The 16,183-nt window shown below is 57.9% G+C and carries 13 protein-coding genes; all 13 read left to right on the top strand.

The genetic code is table 11. From position 1 onward, the window contains the following. The first annotated feature begins 141 nt into the window (after positions 1–141). The 13 genes from helD (at position 142) to ACFSKT_RS24275 (ending at position 16,170) form a co-directional block, all read left to right on the top strand. Complete coding sequence (gene helD, locus ACFSKT_RS24335) at positions 142–2,559, top strand: RNA polymerase recycling motor HelD (RefSeq protein WP_377721060.1); 2,418 nt, start codon at positions 142–144, stop codon at positions 2,557–2,559. A 134-nt stretch (positions 2,560–2,693) separates the two neighbouring features. After that, positions 2,694–4,190: an MDR family MFS transporter gene (locus ACFSKT_RS24330; protein ID WP_377721061.1), complete on the top strand. Its 1,497-nt coding sequence runs from the start codon at positions 2,694–2,696 to the stop codon at positions 4,188–4,190. A 298-nt stretch (positions 4,191–4,488) separates the two neighbouring features. Continuing rightward, complete coding sequence (locus ACFSKT_RS24325; protein WP_377721062.1) at positions 4,489–5,478, top strand: carbonic anhydrase family protein; 990 nt, start codon at positions 4,489–4,491, stop codon at positions 5,476–5,478. 151 nt (positions 5,479–5,629) lie between these two features. Beyond that, positions 5,630–6,526: an RCC1 domain-containing protein gene (locus ACFSKT_RS24320; RefSeq protein ID WP_377721063.1), complete on the top strand. Its 897-nt coding sequence runs from the start codon at positions 5,630–5,632 to the stop codon at positions 6,524–6,526. 180 nt (positions 6,527–6,706) lie between these two features. Next, positions 6,707–8,503 (top strand): cache domain-containing sensor histidine kinase, encoded by a 1,797-nt coding sequence (locus ACFSKT_RS24315; protein ID WP_377721064.1) that lies wholly within the window; start codon positions 6,707–6,709, stop codon positions 8,501–8,503. A gap of 2 nt (positions 8,504–8,505) precedes the next feature. Then, positions 8,506–9,831 (top strand): response regulator transcription factor, encoded by a 1,326-nt coding sequence (locus ACFSKT_RS24310; protein WP_377721065.1) that lies wholly within the window; start codon positions 8,506–8,508, stop codon positions 9,829–9,831. Positions 9,832–9,984: 153 nt separating this feature from the next. Further along, positions 9,985–11,451 (top strand): ABC transporter substrate-binding protein, encoded by a 1,467-nt coding sequence (locus ACFSKT_RS24305; protein ID WP_377721066.1) that lies wholly within the window; start codon positions 9,985–9,987, stop codon positions 11,449–11,451. Between the two features lie 97 nt (positions 11,452–11,548). Further along, positions 11,549–12,478 (top strand): carbohydrate ABC transporter permease, encoded by a 930-nt coding sequence (locus ACFSKT_RS24300; RefSeq protein ID WP_377721067.1) that lies wholly within the window; start codon positions 11,549–11,551, stop codon positions 12,476–12,478. Next, positions 12,475–13,350 carry a carbohydrate ABC transporter permease gene (locus tag ACFSKT_RS24295; RefSeq protein WP_377721068.1) on the top strand — a complete coding sequence of 292 codons (876 nt, stop codon included), beginning with the start codon at positions 12,475–12,477 and terminating at the stop codon, positions 13,348–13,350. The genes ACFSKT_RS24300 and ACFSKT_RS24295 overlap by 4 nt, the downstream gene beginning before the upstream one ends. Positions 13,351–13,532: 182 nt before the next feature. After that, positions 13,533–14,609: a hypothetical protein gene (locus tag ACFSKT_RS24290; protein ID WP_377721069.1), complete on the top strand. Its 1,077-nt coding sequence runs from the start codon at positions 13,533–13,535 to the stop codon at positions 14,607–14,609. A 19-nt stretch (positions 14,610–14,628) separates the two neighbouring features. Beyond that, positions 14,629–15,108, top strand: coding sequence for a GHMP family kinase ATP-binding protein (locus tag ACFSKT_RS24285; RefSeq protein WP_377776361.1), 480 nt, complete (start codon positions 14,629–14,631; stop codon positions 15,106–15,108). Positions 15,109–15,148: 40 nt separating this feature from the next. Further along, positions 15,149–15,604: a hypothetical protein gene (locus tag ACFSKT_RS24280; protein WP_377776360.1), complete on the top strand. Its 456-nt coding sequence runs from the start codon at positions 15,149–15,151 to the stop codon at positions 15,602–15,604. Next, positions 15,592–16,170, top strand: coding sequence for a D-glycero-alpha-D-manno-heptose-1,7-bisphosphate 7-phosphatase (locus tag ACFSKT_RS24275; RefSeq protein WP_377721071.1), 579 nt, complete (start codon positions 15,592–15,594; stop codon positions 16,168–16,170). The genes ACFSKT_RS24280 and ACFSKT_RS24275 overlap by 13 nt, the downstream gene beginning before the upstream one ends. Positions 16,171–16,183: the final 13 nt, after the last annotated feature.

The raw sequence follows: 16,183 nt of genomic DNA, 5'->3' as shown, positions 1-16,183 counted from the left end.
ATAATCGGTAGCGCCATTGACATTTGAAGGTGAAGAGAGTATTCGATTTTATTCCCACTTTAATCTTACCGCTCGAGCTTCGATTTGTCAATGCCCTTTTTTACCCCCGTTATATGGAAAAAGGAGTGTGGTCGGAGACAGATGGAAACGAAGGATTGGCAGCAGGAACAGGAACGCCTTGAACAGGTGAAGAGCAAGCTGCAGGCGAGAATCGCCGAGCTTGCGCCGGAGGTCGCGGGGCTGCAGGATCAGGCCGCGGACATCCGCAGGCGCTTCTGGGAAGAAGTGACGATCAATACGGCCACGGACGAGGATTTCGAAGAAACCTTCCACACGATTAACCAACAGTCGGCGGTGCTGGCCGAACGGGAGCGCGTCCACAAGCTATTGACGCAGCAATGGAAGAGCATGAGACGGCTGCTTCCATCTCCTTATTTCGGACGCATCGATTTCGAGGAAGACGGCATGGATCTCCGTGAGCAGGTCTATATCGGCGTCTCTTCCTTCGTCGACGACGACGGCTTGAGCTTTCTGATCTACGATTGGCGCACGCCGATCGCGAGCCTGTATTACGACTACTCCCCGGGGCCGGCGTCCTATGTCACGCCGACGGGTCCGATCGAAGGGACGATGGCGCTCAAACGCCAGTTTCAAATTCAAGACGGGCAAATCCGCACCATGTTCGACGCGAGCGAGACGATCGGGGACGAACTGCTGCAGCACGTGCTCGGCCAAGGCGCGGACGCGCAAATGAAAACCATCGTGGCCACGATCCAGAAGGAGCAAAACGCGATTATCCGCGATGACGCAAGCCGCATGCTGATCGTGCAGGGGGCGGCCGGCAGCGGCAAGACGTCCGCGGCGCTGCAGCGGGTGGCGTACTTGCTGTACAAACACCGCCAGACGATCAAGGCCGATCAGATCGTGCTGTTCTCGCCGAATCCGATGTTCGCCAGTTACGTCTCCACCGTCCTGCCGGAGCTGGGCGAAGAGAACATGCAGCAGACGACCTTCCAGGAATATCTCGACTATTGGGCGGGCTCCGCGCTGCGGCCGGAGGATCCCTTTGATCAGATCGAATACGTCCAGACCGCACATGAAGAGCCGGGCTACGAAGCTCGCCTTCAAGGGATCGCCTACAAATCGTCCGAAGCGTTCCTGCAGGCGCTGCAGCGCTACGGCGCTTGGCTGGGGCAAGAAGGCATGCAATTCCAGGGGATTCGGTTTCAGGATCGCGAGGTGATAGCCGCGAAGCGCATGCGGGCGCAATTTTACGGCTATGACCGAGCGCTTCCGCTCTACAATCGCGTCGTGCTGCTGCAGGAATGGCTGCTCGGCGAGCTGGCCGCGCTGGAACGGCGGGAGCGGGAAGCGGCTTGGGTCGAGGAGGAGCTGAACTATCTCGACGCCGATCAGTACGCCGAAGCGTTCGGCATGCTGCACAAGGAGAAGGAATTATTCGATCTTGCGGAGCATTACGCCTCCGTCCGCGAGCGCATCACCAAGAAGCGCAGGGAGGATGAAGGCGACTTCGATTTCGCCGTGAAGGAGGAAGAGCTGCTTCGCCGCCGCATCGTGAAGGAACGGTTCAAGCCGCTGCGGAAGATCGTGAAGACGTTCGCGTTCGTCGACGTCCGCGCCATCTACGGCCAACTGTTCGAGAGCGAAGACGCTTATCGGACGATGACGAACGAATCCCATATCCCGCCGCTCTGGCCGGAGGTCTGCAGACAAACGAAGGAGAAGCTGCTGCGCAGCGAGTTGTTCTACGAGGACGCGACGCCGTATTTGTACGTCAAGGAGCTGGTCGAAGGCGTTCGGACGAACACGGAAATCCGGCATGTGTTCGTCGACGAGGGGCAGGACTATTCGATGTTCCAATACGAGTATTTGAAGAAGCTGTTCCCCCGCGCCCGGATGACGGTGCTCGGCGATTTCGGCCAGGCGATCTTCCTGCAGGCGACAAGTCTCGGTGCGGCCGATTCGCCGCTGCTCCGTCTCTACGGCGAGGCCGACACGAGACTGATCCGCCTTGTGCGCAGCTATCGGTCGACCAAGGAGATCGTCGAGTTCACGCGCGCGATGCTGCCGGGCGGGGAAGAGATCGTCCCCTTCGAGCGAAGTGGCGCGAAGCCCCTTCTGGTTAGGCTGGCAGCGGGGGAGAATCGGGATGCGCGGCTGCTCGCGGACATCGCGGCGCTCCGAGACGAGGGATTCGATTCCATCGCCGTCATTACGAAGACCGCGGCGGAGAGCCGGGAGGCCCATGAAGCGCTGCGCGTTCATCTAGGCGAGGCGCTGCGCCTCATTACGAAGGAGACGCCGGACTTCGAGAAGGGCGTGATGGTCATACCCGTCTATCTCGCCAAAGGGGTCGAGTTCGATGCCGTCTTGGTCTACGAGGCGTCGGCGGATGTTTACGGACGAGAGAACGAACGCAAGCTTCTGTATACGGCGTGTACGCGGGCGATGCACCGTCTCCATCTCTATGCGACGGGCGAGTGGTCGCCGTTCGTGCAAGCCTTGACTGCCGACTTGTACGAGGAAGCGCAGCATTGACGGAGCAGCGCGGCTTCGTTCGCGATGAGCCGCCGCTGCGGATGCGGCCGCTTCTTGCCGCTGTCTCCAGCTACCCGCCCTTACGCATGCGTGTATTTCATATTGCGCTCTCATGAGCAGAAAGCAGGGAAATTTTGTCAAATCCTTCGCAAACCAAACCGGCCGCAAGCGGCGGGGATGAATTCTCGCTGAAAGCCATTCTGCCGCCGCTCCTGGCGATCATCGTCGGCATGATCATGGTTATTCTGGACAGCACCGTCGTCAATAACGCCATTCCGAAGCTCGTGGACTATTTCGATACGGATCTGAAGACGATTCAATGGACGGTCACCGGCTACACGCTGGCGTTATCCGCCGTCATCCCGCTTGCAGGTTGGATGACCGACCGCTTCGGCGCCAAGCGAATATTCCTCATTACGATCGCCTTGTTCACGATCGGGTCTATGCTGTGCGGCATCGCCCGGACGCCGGAGCAGCTGATCCTGTTCCGCGTCATTCAAGGCTTGGGCGGCGGCATGATGGCCCCGATCGGGATGGCGATGGTGTTCAAGCTTGCGCCGCCGGAGCGCCGCGGCTCCATCATGGGGATGCTCGGCATCCCGATGCTGATGGCGCCGGCGTTCGGGCCCGTGCTGTCCGGCTGGCTGGTCGATTCCGTCAGCTGGCACTGGATCTTCATCATCAACCTGCCGATCGGCATCATTGCCTTGCTGCTGGGGGCCAAATTTCCACCTAAGGCAGAGCGTCAGGCCGCCCCGCATCTGGACGTCATCGGCATGTGCCTCGCGCCGGTCGCCTTCGCCATGCTGGCGTACGGCGTAAGCGAAGGGGGCACGAGCTGGTCCCAGACGTCCACGATCACGGGCTTGACCGTCGGCGGCCTCGCGCTTCTCCTGTTCATCTTCGTGGAGCTGCGGCAGAAGCAGCCGCTGCTGGAGCTTCGCGTATTCCGGTCGTCCGACTTTACGCGAGGCATCCTCCTGACGTGGGTCGTGCAGCTGGCGCTGTTCGGCGCCATGCTGATCGTGCCGCTGTACTTGCAGAGCGTTATGGGCTACTCCGCGCTCGAGACGGGCTGGATTCTCATGCCGCAGGCGATCTGCTCGGGCATCGGCATGCCGATCAGCGGCAGGCTGTTCGATAAGATCGGCGCGCGTCCGCTCGCATTCGGCGGTCTGACCGTCATCTCCATCGCCTTGTTCGTCCTGTCCGGCATCTCGGTGGATACGTCGCTGTGGGTCATCATCCCGTGCATCTGCGTCATGGGTCTGGGAATGGGCTTCGCGATGATGCCGCTCAACACGCATGTGCTGAATTCGGCGCCTCGCGCGCTGGTGAGCCGGGTCACGCCGCTGACGACGGCCGCGCAGCAAGTCGTCGTCTCGTTCGCGGCCGCGGGCTTGACGGGTTATCTCACCTCGCGCATCGCTTCCCATGCCGCAAGCGCGGCAGCGGGCGCGAACCCGCTGAGCGCCGTCGTCGCGGGGTACGGCGACACGTTCTTCCTGTCCGCGTGCATCGTGACCGCGGGCGTCGCCCTGTCGCTCCTGCTGCGCAAGCCGAAGCGGCGGGAAGAGGGCGGGCTCGCCGAAGGGGAACGGCCGGACCCGGCGATGATGGCGGGTCACTGATCGTCGCGATTCGCGATCGCAACCGATTCGCTAGTTTGCCAATAGCCTTGGCCGTTCATCGGCCAAGGCTATTTGTGCTTTTTATCTTAGGTCGATTGTCCTTCCTCCTAGAGCAAGTTCCTGGTAATTCCTCCCGCCTCGGCCCCATCTCTTATCCGTAGAAATCTACGAATATAGCATGATTGTTCATCCAGAATCAGCGTGCTAGAATAGAACTCGTTAAAATTTTAGATCTAAAATATTCATCGCTATATTAATTTTGCCATGCGGTTATGATGGAAGGCGGGAGAGTAGGAGAATGAAGAAATTCGGGGTTAAAAGCTTTGTAGGCGGACTCGCGATCGGCGCGCTGTTTGTTTCAGGAACGTCGTACGCGCTTCCTTCCCTTACGAAGCTTGTCGTGAACGGCGAAGAAATCTCGACGAATTCGCTAGCAACGGTCGTAGATGGCAAGGTACTGGTGCCGGCCCGGAGTTTGGCCGAAGCGTTGGGCGCGAAGGTCGTATGGGATGCGGACACGAATTCGGTCATCGTTACGACCGGTGCGGCAAGCGCCAGCACGACGCCGTCCACCGGCAAGCCGGCAGCGCCAGCCCTAACGGCTTCGCACTGGTCCTACGAGGGCGAGAGCGGTCCGGATCAATGGTATGCGCTGGAGGATGCCTATGCCGCGTGCAAGACCGGAGTCGAACAATCCCCCATTAATATCGTCACGTCGAACGTAACCAAGGATCAGTCGGCTGCGGCGCTGACGATTCATTACCATCCGACCGCCGTAACGGTCATGAATAACGGCCATACGATTCAAGCCAACGAAGCTTCCGGCACGAATTCGATCACGGTCGACGGCATCGCATACAAGCTCGCTCAATTCCACTTCCATACGCCTAGCGAAAATCAGATTGACGGTCAGCATTTCCCGATGGAAGGCCATCTGGTCCACAAGAGCGCGGATGGCAAACTCGCCGTGCTCGGTTTCCTCATTAAAGAGGGTCAAGAGAACAAGCCATTGGCCGAGCTTTGGTCCAAGCTGCCAAAGGAAGAGACGAAGACAGACGTGGCCCTGGACAAGACGATCGACTTAACCGCCTTATTGCCGACGGACAAAAGCACGTACCAATTCGAGGGCTCGTTGACGACGCCGCCATGCTCGGAAGGGGTCAAATGGTTCGTATTCCAGCAGCCGATCGAAATGTCGGCCGAACAAATCAAGGCATTCCGAGCCATTTTCCCGGACGATCATCGGCCCGTACAGGAGCTGAACGGTCGGAAAGTCGTGGCGAATTAATGGGGTTTGGCTAGAGGAGCAAAACCATCGTGAATCGGCGCGATGGATCTACGCACAACATTCATGCGCACGTGCGGGTAAGGCTCGGACATGCTGTGGAGACGATGAAGGTGGAGGGGAATGCGAAGGATGCATGTGAAGGAGGTTCAACATGGATGACTTTTCCCCGGCAGCAGCGATCCTACAGATGAAACGGCGGCCTAATGCGACTATAGCGGCGGGCCGCCGCCATACCGTTGGGTTGAAAGCCGACGGCACGGTGACGGCTGTAGGGGATAACAAATGCGGCCAATGCGAAGTAAGCGGCTGGCGCGATATGGTGGCGGTTGCGGCCGGCAATGTGCATATGGCGACGAACACGGGCAATGTGCATACGCTCGGTCTTAAAGCTGATCGTACCGCGGCGGCCGCGGGGTGGAATACGTATGGCCAATGCGAGGTAAACGACTGGCGCGATCTCGCAGCCGTCGCGGCGGGGTGGCGTCATACTGTCGGGCTGCAATCGGACGGCACGGTGATCGCAGTGGGCCGAAATCATGATGGGGAATGCAGCGTAACCCGCTGGCGGGATCTGGTGGCGGTCGCCGCGGGCGACTGGCATACCATCGGTCTGAAATCGGATGGCACGGTGACGGCGACGGGGAATAATCGGTATCGCCAATGCGAGGTAAGCGGCTGGCGCAATATGGTGGCGGTCGACGCTGGTTACCTTCATACCGTCGGTCTTCAAGCGGATGGCATGGTGGCGGCTGCGGGTTCGAATAAACATGGCCAAGGCGAGGTAAGCAGCTGGAGCGAGATGGTGGCGATCGCGGCGGGAAGCAGTCATACGATCGGACTTCGGTCGGACGGTACGGTGATGGCTGCGGGTTGGAATGCGCACGCCCAATGCGAGGTGAACAGCTGGAGCGGCATTGTGGCCATCGCGGCGGGTTGTGTCCATACCGTGGGGCTGAGATCGGACGGCACGGTGGTAGCCGTAGGCGATAATGATTATGGCCAATGCGAGGTAAGCGGCTGGCGCGGCATCCAGCTGCCCGGAAATTAGATATAAACCAACGCCTTGGCCGTTCGTCGGTCAAGGCGTTATTTCGTTTAGGTTCCTCTCGGCAGGTTCGTAGGATATGACCTCATCTTCGTAATAAAACCCATAACGTTCGTAATTTGATCGAGCTATAATGGGCCAATAGCTCTAGCTTCGACTACATCTGCGCTGGGGGCGGGCCCGATGATGCATCGTCTGTACAAGCTGAAACTGAAGCATCAATTCGTCCTGTTTTTTATTTCCTTGATCGTGCTGCCTATTCTAGTGGCCTATTGGCTGGTATCCGTCAAGGTAACCTCGATCACGGAGAAACAAATGGGCGACACGCTGTTCCAACTGGTGAAGACGAGTCATCTCACGTTGGACGAAGTGATCGCCTCGGTGGACGGCACGTCGGAGAAGCTGCTGATCTCGCCGGAGATCAGACGTTTGTTGGACGCTCCCCTGAGCACGGATTACGACCGCCTCAAAGAATATCTGGCGCTGGACCAGCTCCTCACGAGCTATTCCTCGCCCAACGCCATCAATTACTCCGTCTGCATCCCTGATCTTGCCATGCGGTATACGTTCGCGCCGGCCTCGGACGTGAAGCCGAACGGGGTCTTCTTCTCGTGCGACACCTTGCCGGGCGGCTGGTTCCAGGATGCGGTGAACGAGCGGGGCTCGGGCATAATTCGCATTCTGGTCAAGCCGGGCGATAACGCGAGCAGCGAGAAGACGGCCGCCTACGTGCGAGGCATGACGAGCAGCCACGAGAAGGACCGTCCCGCGAGCGTGCTCGTGATCACGGGCTTGAACCTCCTGCTGCAGAAAAATATCCAATCGCTGCGCATCCCGAGCGGCGGTCAGATCGTGCTCCTCGACAAATCCAATATCATCCTGGCCGATAACGCCGCGAATCTCGCAGTCGGCGATCGCCTGCCCGTGCCGGATTCCGTGAAGAGCCTCGAGGATGGCGTCGTCTTGGAGCGGAACGGGCGGGATTCCTGGATGTACGCCTTCCATACCAGCGCGGACAGCGAGACGAAGCTGCTCTTCAAAATCCCGCGTCAATCCATCGTCGGCGAGCACGAAGGCATCCGGCAGCTGTTCAATATGCTGATGATCGTCTACTTCTTTATTTTGCTGCTCGCCAGCTTGTACTTGATCCGTCATATTCTAAGCCCGTTGTCGCGATTGACGCGGCTGACGCGTTCGTTCGAGCCGGGAAGGACGCTGGGCAATGAAATGCTGCTGGAGCGCAATGACGAGATTGGGATGCTCAATCAGTCTTTTATCGAGATGACCAAGAGACTCAATCAGACCGTTCACGACAAGTACGTCCTGGAGCTGAAGCATAAGGAATCGGAGCTCGCCCTGCTGCATTCCCAGATTAATCCGCATCTGCTCTACAACACCTTGGAATCGATCCATTGGCGGATCATGCTGGAGGGCGGCCGCGAATCGGCGGAGATGGTCCGCGATTTGTCGCTGCTCATGCGCATCGGCCTTAGCCGGGGGGAGAAGCTGATCCCGGTCCAGGAGGAGATCAAGCATGTCGAAGCGTATATTCGCCTGCAGCTGAAACGGTATAATTACGCGTTCGTCGTCAGCTGGGACGTCGAGGAGGAGGCGAAGTCCGTCTTGATTCCGAAGGTCATTCTGCAGCCGTTGGTGGAGAACGCGATCATGCATGGCATTCGCAAAATGGGCAGCGACGGAAGATTAAGCATCTCGCTGCGCGCGCAAGGGGAGGCCTTGCATATCGCGATCGCGGACAACGGCTATCAAGCCGTGGATCTCGCGAAGCTCCATGCGATTCTGGAAGGCAAGCTGCCGCATGGAGGATACGGGATCTTGAACGTGCACCGGCGCATCCGGCTTCATTTCGGCGAGGAATACGGACTGTCCTACAAGGAGCTGCAAGCCGGCGGCACGCAGGCTGTTATTGTAATGCCCCTGGTGGGAAAAACCGTCGCGGCGGACGATAACAGGAGGTAGCGATGCACAACATATTGGTCGTGGACGATGAGCCGATGATCGGCGAGGGCGTAGCGATGGCGCTGCGAGGCGCCGACTTGGAGCTGGGCGACATCTATATCGCGCACAATGGGTATGAAGCGCTGGATTACATCCGTCTGGAACGAATCGATATGCTCATTACGGATATTCAGATGGATCGCATGTCGGGTCTCGAACTGATCGAGACGATATTCGCGGAACAGATCGCAATTCCCGTCATCGTGCTGTCGGCGCACGGGGAGTTCGATTACGCGCAGAAAGCGCTGCGGCTGGGCGTCAAAGAATACATTATCAAGCCGGTGGTGCCAAGCGAGCTCGTTGGGATTACCCGCCGGTTGATCCAGGAGCGGGATCAGCAGCTGCGGGACCGGTCGGAAGCGGCCTTCCGGCAGAAATACTCGCTGGAGGCGCTGCCCGCGAACTATGACCAGGTCATGACCGAGTTATTAACCGAAGGGATGCGGGAGTTGGAAGTGGAAGCCATACTCGAGCATTGGGGCCGGAGCATGCGCGGTCCTTTTTTCGCCATGCTTGTCATGAAGCTTCGTATCGCCGGCTCCGGCTTTCAGGGGAAGGCCGCGTCGCTGCGAGACCGCAATCTGCTGCGTTACGCGGCAAGGAATGTCGTAGAGGAAACATTGGCCGGCTGGGCGCCGCTCGTATTCGCCTGCAGCAATCAGCACCTTGCCGTCGTGCTCCACGAGGATGTGGAAGCGCCAAGCGGCTTGGACAGTCTCCGGGAGCGCATGAGGATGGCCCAACTCGTGCACCGGAATCTGCTCCAATATCTCAATATGGACAGCGCGATCGGACTGAGCCGCGTCAAGAAAGGCATCGCGAGCTGGCCGGAGCTCTCGCGGGAGGCGCATGAGGCGTTAAGCTGGAGCGATGCGCATCCGGGGCAGACCGTGTTTGCCGTCGAGGAAGCGGAACGGCTTGCGAAGCAACGCGCGGGCGGGGAGACGGATGAGGCCGACCCGCCCGCGATCCAAGACAACAATGCCGTCATTCTGCAGGCCAAACAATATATCGAAACCCATTACCGCCGGAAAGGGCTCAAGCTGCAGGAGATCGCGTCGTCCGTCTACGTGACGCCCAATTATTTGAGCTACTTGTTCAAGAAATCGCTGGGCTGCAACCTGTGGGATTACGTGACGCAGCTTCGGATGGAAGAAGCCAGGACACTGCTGAGGACGACGGACATGCGGCGATACGAGGTGTCGGACTATGTCGGGTACGACTCGCCGGAGCACTTCGGGAAGCTGTTCAAGAAATATTTTGGCGTCAATCCGACCGACTCCAGGTGAACCGGCTGTGGCCGTCTATTCGCGGCGCTGCGCGCTGCATTCGAAAAACGTAAGTTTACACCTCACGCCCGTTATATCGCACCTCGAAGGGGAGTGCCGACCTATCCTACAATAAAGGTGCAAGCAAATATAGGGAAATGCGAGGGGTTAGACATGAATCCTACAGGTAAAAACAAACGCATGTTGTTGTTCGGCAGCTTGGCCTTGTTCGTGCTTATGACCGGATGCGCCAGCAAGACGAACACCGAAAATACCGAGGCGAATACGACCGCGAACGCGAATGCGAAGACGGAGAATGCCGCCGGCGCGTCCAACGGAGCGGGGAACGAAGAACCGAGCGCGGAGAAGGTGAGCATCGTCGCCTATGCCTACCCGCCGGACAAAACGGCGGAGAACGCGGCGCTGGATGCCCGAATCAAACGGTTCACGGAGAAGAACCCGAACGTCTCGATCACGCCGAAGTACTGGAAATACGAAAACTCGGAAATCGCGATCAAAATGGCGTCGAATAGCGCGCAAACCGAGTTTACGACGTGGGCCACGGAAGGCAAGCTGCTGACCGACAAGAAGTGGATTGCCGATCTGACCGATTACATGGCGACTTGGCCGTACGCGAAGGACTTGAACGCGTTCGCTACCAAACCTTACGTCATCGAAGGCAAGACGTACGGCATTCCGATCGATGCATACGGCATGACGATTACGGTGAACAAGAAGATTTTCGAGGATAAAGGCGTGCCGCTCCCGCCGATGGATTGGACGATGGAAGAGTTCATTGCGGCGGCCAAAGCCGTGAACGATCCGGCGAAAGGCATCGCGGGCTTCATCCCGATGGGCAAAGGCACGGAGGCCGGCTGGAACTGGACGAACTTCCTCTATACGGCGGGCGGCGACATTCAAACGGTGGCCGATGGCAAGGTAACGGCGGCGTTCAATAGCGAAGCCGGATTGAAAGCGCTTCAGTTCTACAACGATCTGAAGGTCGCCAATGTCATTCCGAAGCAGTGGGCGCTCGGTTACGGCGACGCGCTGTCGATGTTCAACCAAGGACGCGGCGCGATGGTCATGTGCGGCAGCGGCAACGCGCTGGACGGCGCGATCAATCAGGGGGGCATCGACAAGGACGACGTCCTGATCTATCCGATTCCTTCCGTGACCAAGGGCGGCAAGCACATCGGCGTGGCCGGCGGCAACTACAAGGTCATCAACGGTCTGGCCGACAAAGCGCAGCAGAAAGCCGCGTTCGATTTCGTGGTCGATGAATACTTCACGCAAGATTACCTGGACGCGATCGAACAGCAGATCGTGGACCAAAAATCCAAAAAACAAGTGTACGTGCCGCAATTGATCAACTACTGGAACGACGATTCCGAATACGGCAAGCAATACCAAGCGGTTCTGGACAAGCACGACAATGTCTATAAGTATTCCCCGGAACTGCTCAAGCTGATGGAATCGAAGCCGGAAGCGACGTACGAGACGCAAGCCTACTACGCCGAGATGGCGAACGTCATTCAGAAAGTATTGATCAGCAAAGGCGACCTGGATCTGCAAAAGCTGCTGGACGACGCGGCGGCGAAGGTGCAGAAGGAAAACTTCGATAAGGTTCAAGTGCAATAGTACCGGAACAACGGGGGGACCGAGCGGCATCATGCGAGGGCCTCCCCCTTTATAGTGCCCGAACGGGCGAATGCGGCGGAAAGGGATGAGGAGGTTTATGGCGACGCAAGTTCAAGCACAGGCACCGGCGAAAGCGACAGCGCCACTCGCTCACGCGAGCCTGAGCAGGCGAGCGAAAAAATATGTGTGGGGAAGTTTATTCCTTCTGCCGGCGGTTTTGATTTTTCTCTTATTTCTATGGGTTCCGATCGCCAAAGGGATCGGGTACAGCTTCTATCAGGTCGATTTCGTCAACGGCAACACGTTCATCGGACTGCAAAATTATAAAGAGGTGCTCGGCAATCCCGACTTCTACACGGCGATCAAAAACACGCTGTATTACATGGGATTGGCGCTCGTCGTCGGCTTCTGGGTGCCGATCGCGATGGCGATCGGGGTCTCGGAGCTGAAGTGGTTCCAGGGGCCGGCCCGCATCATCGGGTATTTGCCCAGCATTATCCCGGCCATTGTGCTTTATGGCATGTGGCAATGGTTTTACGATCCGATCGGACCGATCAATTCCTTTCTGAATTTCGTGGGATTGCCGAGCTTTGATTTCTACAGCAAAGAACACGCTATGTTCTCTCTCGTGATCTTGGAAACCTGGCAAAATTTCGGGAGCGCAACATTGATCTATATTGCCGGGCTGTCGGCCATTCCGAAGGATACGTACGAAGCGGCGGAGTTGGACGGCGCGGGCGTGTGGGGACGGATCCGGTACGTGACCCTGCCGGGCATCAAAAATCTCATTCTGCTGCTGCTCGTCCTTCAGCTGATCTCCACCTCGCAAGCGTTTCAGTCCCAGCTCCTCATGTTCGGCGGGGGGCCGGATAACGGCACGTTAACGTATCTGCTGCTGACGACGCGGGAAGCGTTCACCTTCTTCAACTTTGGCAAAGCGAGCGCGATGGGCGTATTGATGTTCGTGTTCCTGGTCGCCTTCTCGCTGCTCACGATGAAACTCAGAAAAGGAGGCGACGAAGCATGAAGACCAATCAGGAGCGGGCGATTATGTCCCGCTATGATTTTCGCAATCCGGTCGTCAAGCTGATCTACGGCTTGGTCGTGCTGGCGATCGCGCTCGTCTCGTTGTCGATGCTCTATCCGTTCGTCAATACGGTGTTGAACTCGCTCAAGTCGACGGAAGAATTCTTCGAATTCCCCGCGCCGTTCTTCCCGAGCGAGTGGCAGTGGAGCAACTATAAGGAGTCGTTCGCGTACTTGGACCTCCTGCTGTATTTCAAGAATACCGTGCTGATCTTCGTCGGCAACACCGTCTTCTCGATGACGGTCCTCGGCTTGGCGGCCTATAGTTTGTCGCATATGCAGGTGCCGTTCAAAAAAGCGGTGACGTTGTATTTCATGTGCACCCTGCTCATTCCCGCAGCGTCGTACTTGATTCCGAACTTCTTGAACCTGAAGGATCTGGGGCTGCTCAACCAATACTGGGCGTTCTGGCTGCCGGCGGGCGCCAACGCGTTCTATCTCATGCTGCTCAAAAACTTCTTCGACGGCATTCATAAGGAAATGCTGGAGGCGGCCCGGATCGACGGCGCTTCCGAGCTGCGCTGCTTCCTGACGATCGCGCTGCCGCTGTCCGTGCCGATTCTCATTACGATTACGCTGCTCGGCTTCTCCACGACCTGGAACGACTTCTATTGGTCCAGCTTGGTCATGCAGGAGGATAAGCAGCCGCTCGCCGCGGCCATCTATACGAAAATCATCTATGCCGGCTCCACGATCAATTGGAACGTGCGGTTCGCGATTCTGTCGATGACGCTGCTGCCGCCGGCCGTGCTCTTCCTCTTCTTCCAGAAGTATATCGTCGGCGGACTTAGTGCCGGCGCCGTCAAAGGATAGAGGCCGGATGCGCCGAAACAACGGCACCGACATGACGAGGAGCCCCGAACATGGACGTTTGGCGGCTCTCGTCGACTGGCGCGCGGCTGACGCCACGGCTATATTCATCTGCCAGTTGAATTTACCGAATATTCAGTAATTATGCGCGCGAGCGCCCATCTTCCCGTGTTAGGAGGCTGGTCATGGCAGAACGAAGACTGCCCATTAACTACCCCTTTGTCACGACATACCCCCAACCCACCAACATCATCGCCATGCTCTCGATGCAGGACGAGTTTTATCCCTGGTTTTATAGCAACCACATTCAGCTGAAATGCAGTCGCAAGCCGTACGCCCTGGATCTCTTGATTTATCCGGATAATATTCAGCGGGTGTGTCCCGTTCTGGACGTTCAGCATCTGACCCGGGATTCGGCCGCCCGATGGTTTCCGTCTATTGTAGCCTTCGTGCGGGATTGCATCGACGACGGATTATATTTCCAAGCGACGGTGAACAGTTATTACATCCGGGCCTACTCCTACTATTACCGCCAATTTCACCGGTTCCACGAGATTTTTATTTTCGGTTACGACACGCGCCTCGAGATATTCTACGCAGCCGATTTCTTTGCAGGAGGGAAATATGAATTCCGGGAGGTGCCGTTCGCGGAGTTTGAACAAGCCTACGCCAGCGTGGATGAGCGGAACGACGGCCGGATCGATTACGAGCATGCGGCCAGCACCGACCTGAACAACCACTTGAGCGGCATTGAACTGCTGCGCTTCAACGCCCGGTCCGTCTTTCACGCCAAACGTCCGTATGCCGCGGATATCGGCAACATCGCGGATGTGTTGGAGGACTACTTGCTGGCAAGGAACACATCCAAGAAGTACACGGCTTTCGAGAATGCTTCCCCCGATCATTTCGGCATGAGCATTTACGGAATGTTGGTCAGACATATCGAGCTCGTACAGTGCAGAGCCGACGTGTCGTGCGATGTACGGTCCTTCCATTTGTTATCCGAGCACAAAAAAATCATGTTCATGCGCATGCAGTATCTCGGCGAGACCGGCGTTTACGCGAATGCGGCGAGGTATCTGGAGAGGCTGAAGGAGATTGAGACGCAATCTCAGAAGCTGCGGAATATCGCCATCAAGTACCGTGTTTCGGGGAACGTACGGGTGCTTGATCATGCGGCGGGCGCGCTTCTGGCGATGGCGGACAGCGAGCGAGAGGTATTAAGCAGCATGCAAGCCGAGCTTGCCCAATTGGCCGAGTAGAGGAGCGGATAGAGGTCCCATGTTGATTAGCAAAACGCCGCTGCGCATCAGTTTCGCCGGAGGCGGAACGGATATTCGAAGCTTTTACGCCATCCATGGCGGGGCGGTCGTCAACGCCGCGATTAAGCAGTACGTGTATGTGATTCTCAACAGAAGGTTCGACCGCAAAATACGGATCACGGGGACGGCGGCGGAGGAGGTCGAGCACGTAAGCGACATTCGTCACGATCTCGTCCGATCGGCGCTGGAAGCCACCGGCATTCAAGCGGGCATCGACATCGCGATTCTCTCGGATATTCCGTCGGCGGGCACCGGGTTAGGTTCGTCGAGCGCGTTGATGGTCGGCTTATTGCATGCTTGCCATCGGTACCAGGGGCGTGAAGTAAGCCAGCGCATGCTGGCCGAACAAGCCTGCGAGATCGAGATCGAGGTACTCCGGGCGCCGATCGGCAAGCAGGATCAATACGCCGCGGCATTAGGGGGGGGTGAGGCACTATAGGTTTCATCAAGATGGGCAAGTAGAGGAGGAGCTTATTCGGATGACGGACGAGCAGTTGGCCGTCCTGCAAGGCAAGCTGCTGCTTTTTTATACGGGCATGACCCGGTCGGCATCGGCGATCCTCCGCAAACAGGCGGACCATTCTGCTAAGAATGCGGACTATTTGATGAAGATCAAGGAGCAATGTTCCCTATTAAAACGTGATTTGGAGGAGGGCGGCCGCGGCGACGGGCTCGGGGCCATCTTGCATGAAGGCTGGGAGTTGAAGAAACGGTTAGCCGACGGAATTACGAATCCGATCATTGACGAGTGGTACCAAAAAGCCATAAGGAACGGGGCTTCGGGCGGTAAAGTCGCCGGCGCCGGGGGAGGCGGCTTTCTGCTGCTGTGCGCGGATGAGCAGTATCATGAAGCGCTGCGGAGGGAGATCGGGCTTCAAGCGCTGGAGGTTCGGCTCGATTCGCAAGGTACGCGAATCGTGGCATGTCCGGAGTGAGCGCCGCGCGCGAGTCAGCCGTGTTCCTGGATCGGGACGGCGTCATCAACGAGAATATTGCCGGCGGCTACGTGACCGCATGGAATCAATTCCAATGGCTGCCCGGTGCCATTGCGGCGATCACGCTGCTGAATAGACGGGGCTGGAAGGTCTTCGTCGTGACCAATCAGGCTTGCATTGCCAGAGACATCGCGAGCCAAGCGGCCATTGACGGCATCCATGATCGGATGCTGCGCGAGCTGCGGGTTCAAGCGGCCTGCGTGAGCGGCGTCTATGTTTGCCCGCACGCGCCAGAGAACGGCTGTGCGTGCAGGAAACCGCGGCCGGGCATGCTGCTGCAAGCCGCCAAGGAGCACGGAATCGATTTGCAAGCCAGCTATTTCGTCGGCGATGCCTTGACGGATATGCTGGCGGCCCAAGCGGCGAATGTGCAAGGGATCTTGGTGAGAAGCGGTCTAGGCCGATCGCAGGAAGAGGAGGCGAGGAGGCTGCAAGCGGCCAGCTATTATTGCGAGACGGTGCTTGAAGCGGTCGAATACATTACCCGGACAAGGACAAACGCATGATCCGAAGAGGAGG

Source organism: Paenibacillus xanthanilyticus (assembly GCF_042682185.1).
In the GTDB taxonomy this organism is placed as follows: Bacteria; Bacillota; Bacilli; order Paenibacillales; family Paenibacillaceae; genus Paenibacillus_Z; species Paenibacillus_Z xanthanilyticus.
This window is presented reverse-complemented; position numbering and strand designations above follow the sequence as displayed.

What these genes read in the sequence shown, in the direction of transcription:
- ACFSKT_RS24325 (WP_377721062.1), top strand. Translation starts at nt 4,489, where the DNA reads ATGAAGAAATTCGGGGTTAAAAGCTTTGTAGGCGGACTCGCGATCGGC.
- ACFSKT_RS24290 (WP_377721069.1), top strand. Translation starts at nt 13,533, where the DNA reads ATGGCAGAACGAAGACTGCCCATTAACTACCCCTTTGTCACGACATAC.
- ACFSKT_RS24305 (WP_377721066.1), top strand. Translation starts at nt 9,985, where the DNA reads ATGAATCCTACAGGTAAAAACAAACGCATGTTGTTGTTCGGCAGCTTG.
- ACFSKT_RS24295 (WP_377721068.1), top strand. Translation starts at nt 12,475, where the DNA reads ATGAAGACCAATCAGGAGCGGGCGATTATGTCCCGCTATGATTTTCGC.
- helD (WP_377721060.1), top strand. Translation starts at nt 142, where the DNA reads ATGGAAACGAAGGATTGGCAGCAGGAACAGGAACGCCTTGAACAGGTG.
- ACFSKT_RS24280 (WP_377776360.1), top strand. Translation starts at nt 15,149, where the DNA reads ATGACGGACGAGCAGTTGGCCGTCCTGCAAGGCAAGCTGCTGCTTTTT.
- ACFSKT_RS24310 (WP_377721065.1), top strand. Translation starts at nt 8,506, where the DNA reads ATGCACAACATATTGGTCGTGGACGATGAGCCGATGATCGGCGAGGGC.
- ACFSKT_RS24285 (WP_377776361.1), top strand. Translation starts at nt 14,629, where the DNA reads ATGTTGATTAGCAAAACGCCGCTGCGCATCAGTTTCGCCGGAGGCGGA.
- ACFSKT_RS24320 (WP_377721063.1), top strand. Translation starts at nt 5,630, where the DNA reads ATGGATGACTTTTCCCCGGCAGCAGCGATCCTACAGATGAAACGGCGG.
- ACFSKT_RS24275 (WP_377721071.1), top strand. Translation starts at nt 15,592, where the DNA reads ATGTCCGGAGTGAGCGCCGCGCGCGAGTCAGCCGTGTTCCTGGATCGG.
- ACFSKT_RS24300 (WP_377721067.1), top strand. Translation starts at nt 11,549, where the DNA reads ATGGCGACGCAAGTTCAAGCACAGGCACCGGCGAAAGCGACAGCGCCA.
- ACFSKT_RS24315 (WP_377721064.1), top strand. Translation starts at nt 6,707, where the DNA reads ATGATGCATCGTCTGTACAAGCTGAAACTGAAGCATCAATTCGTCCTG.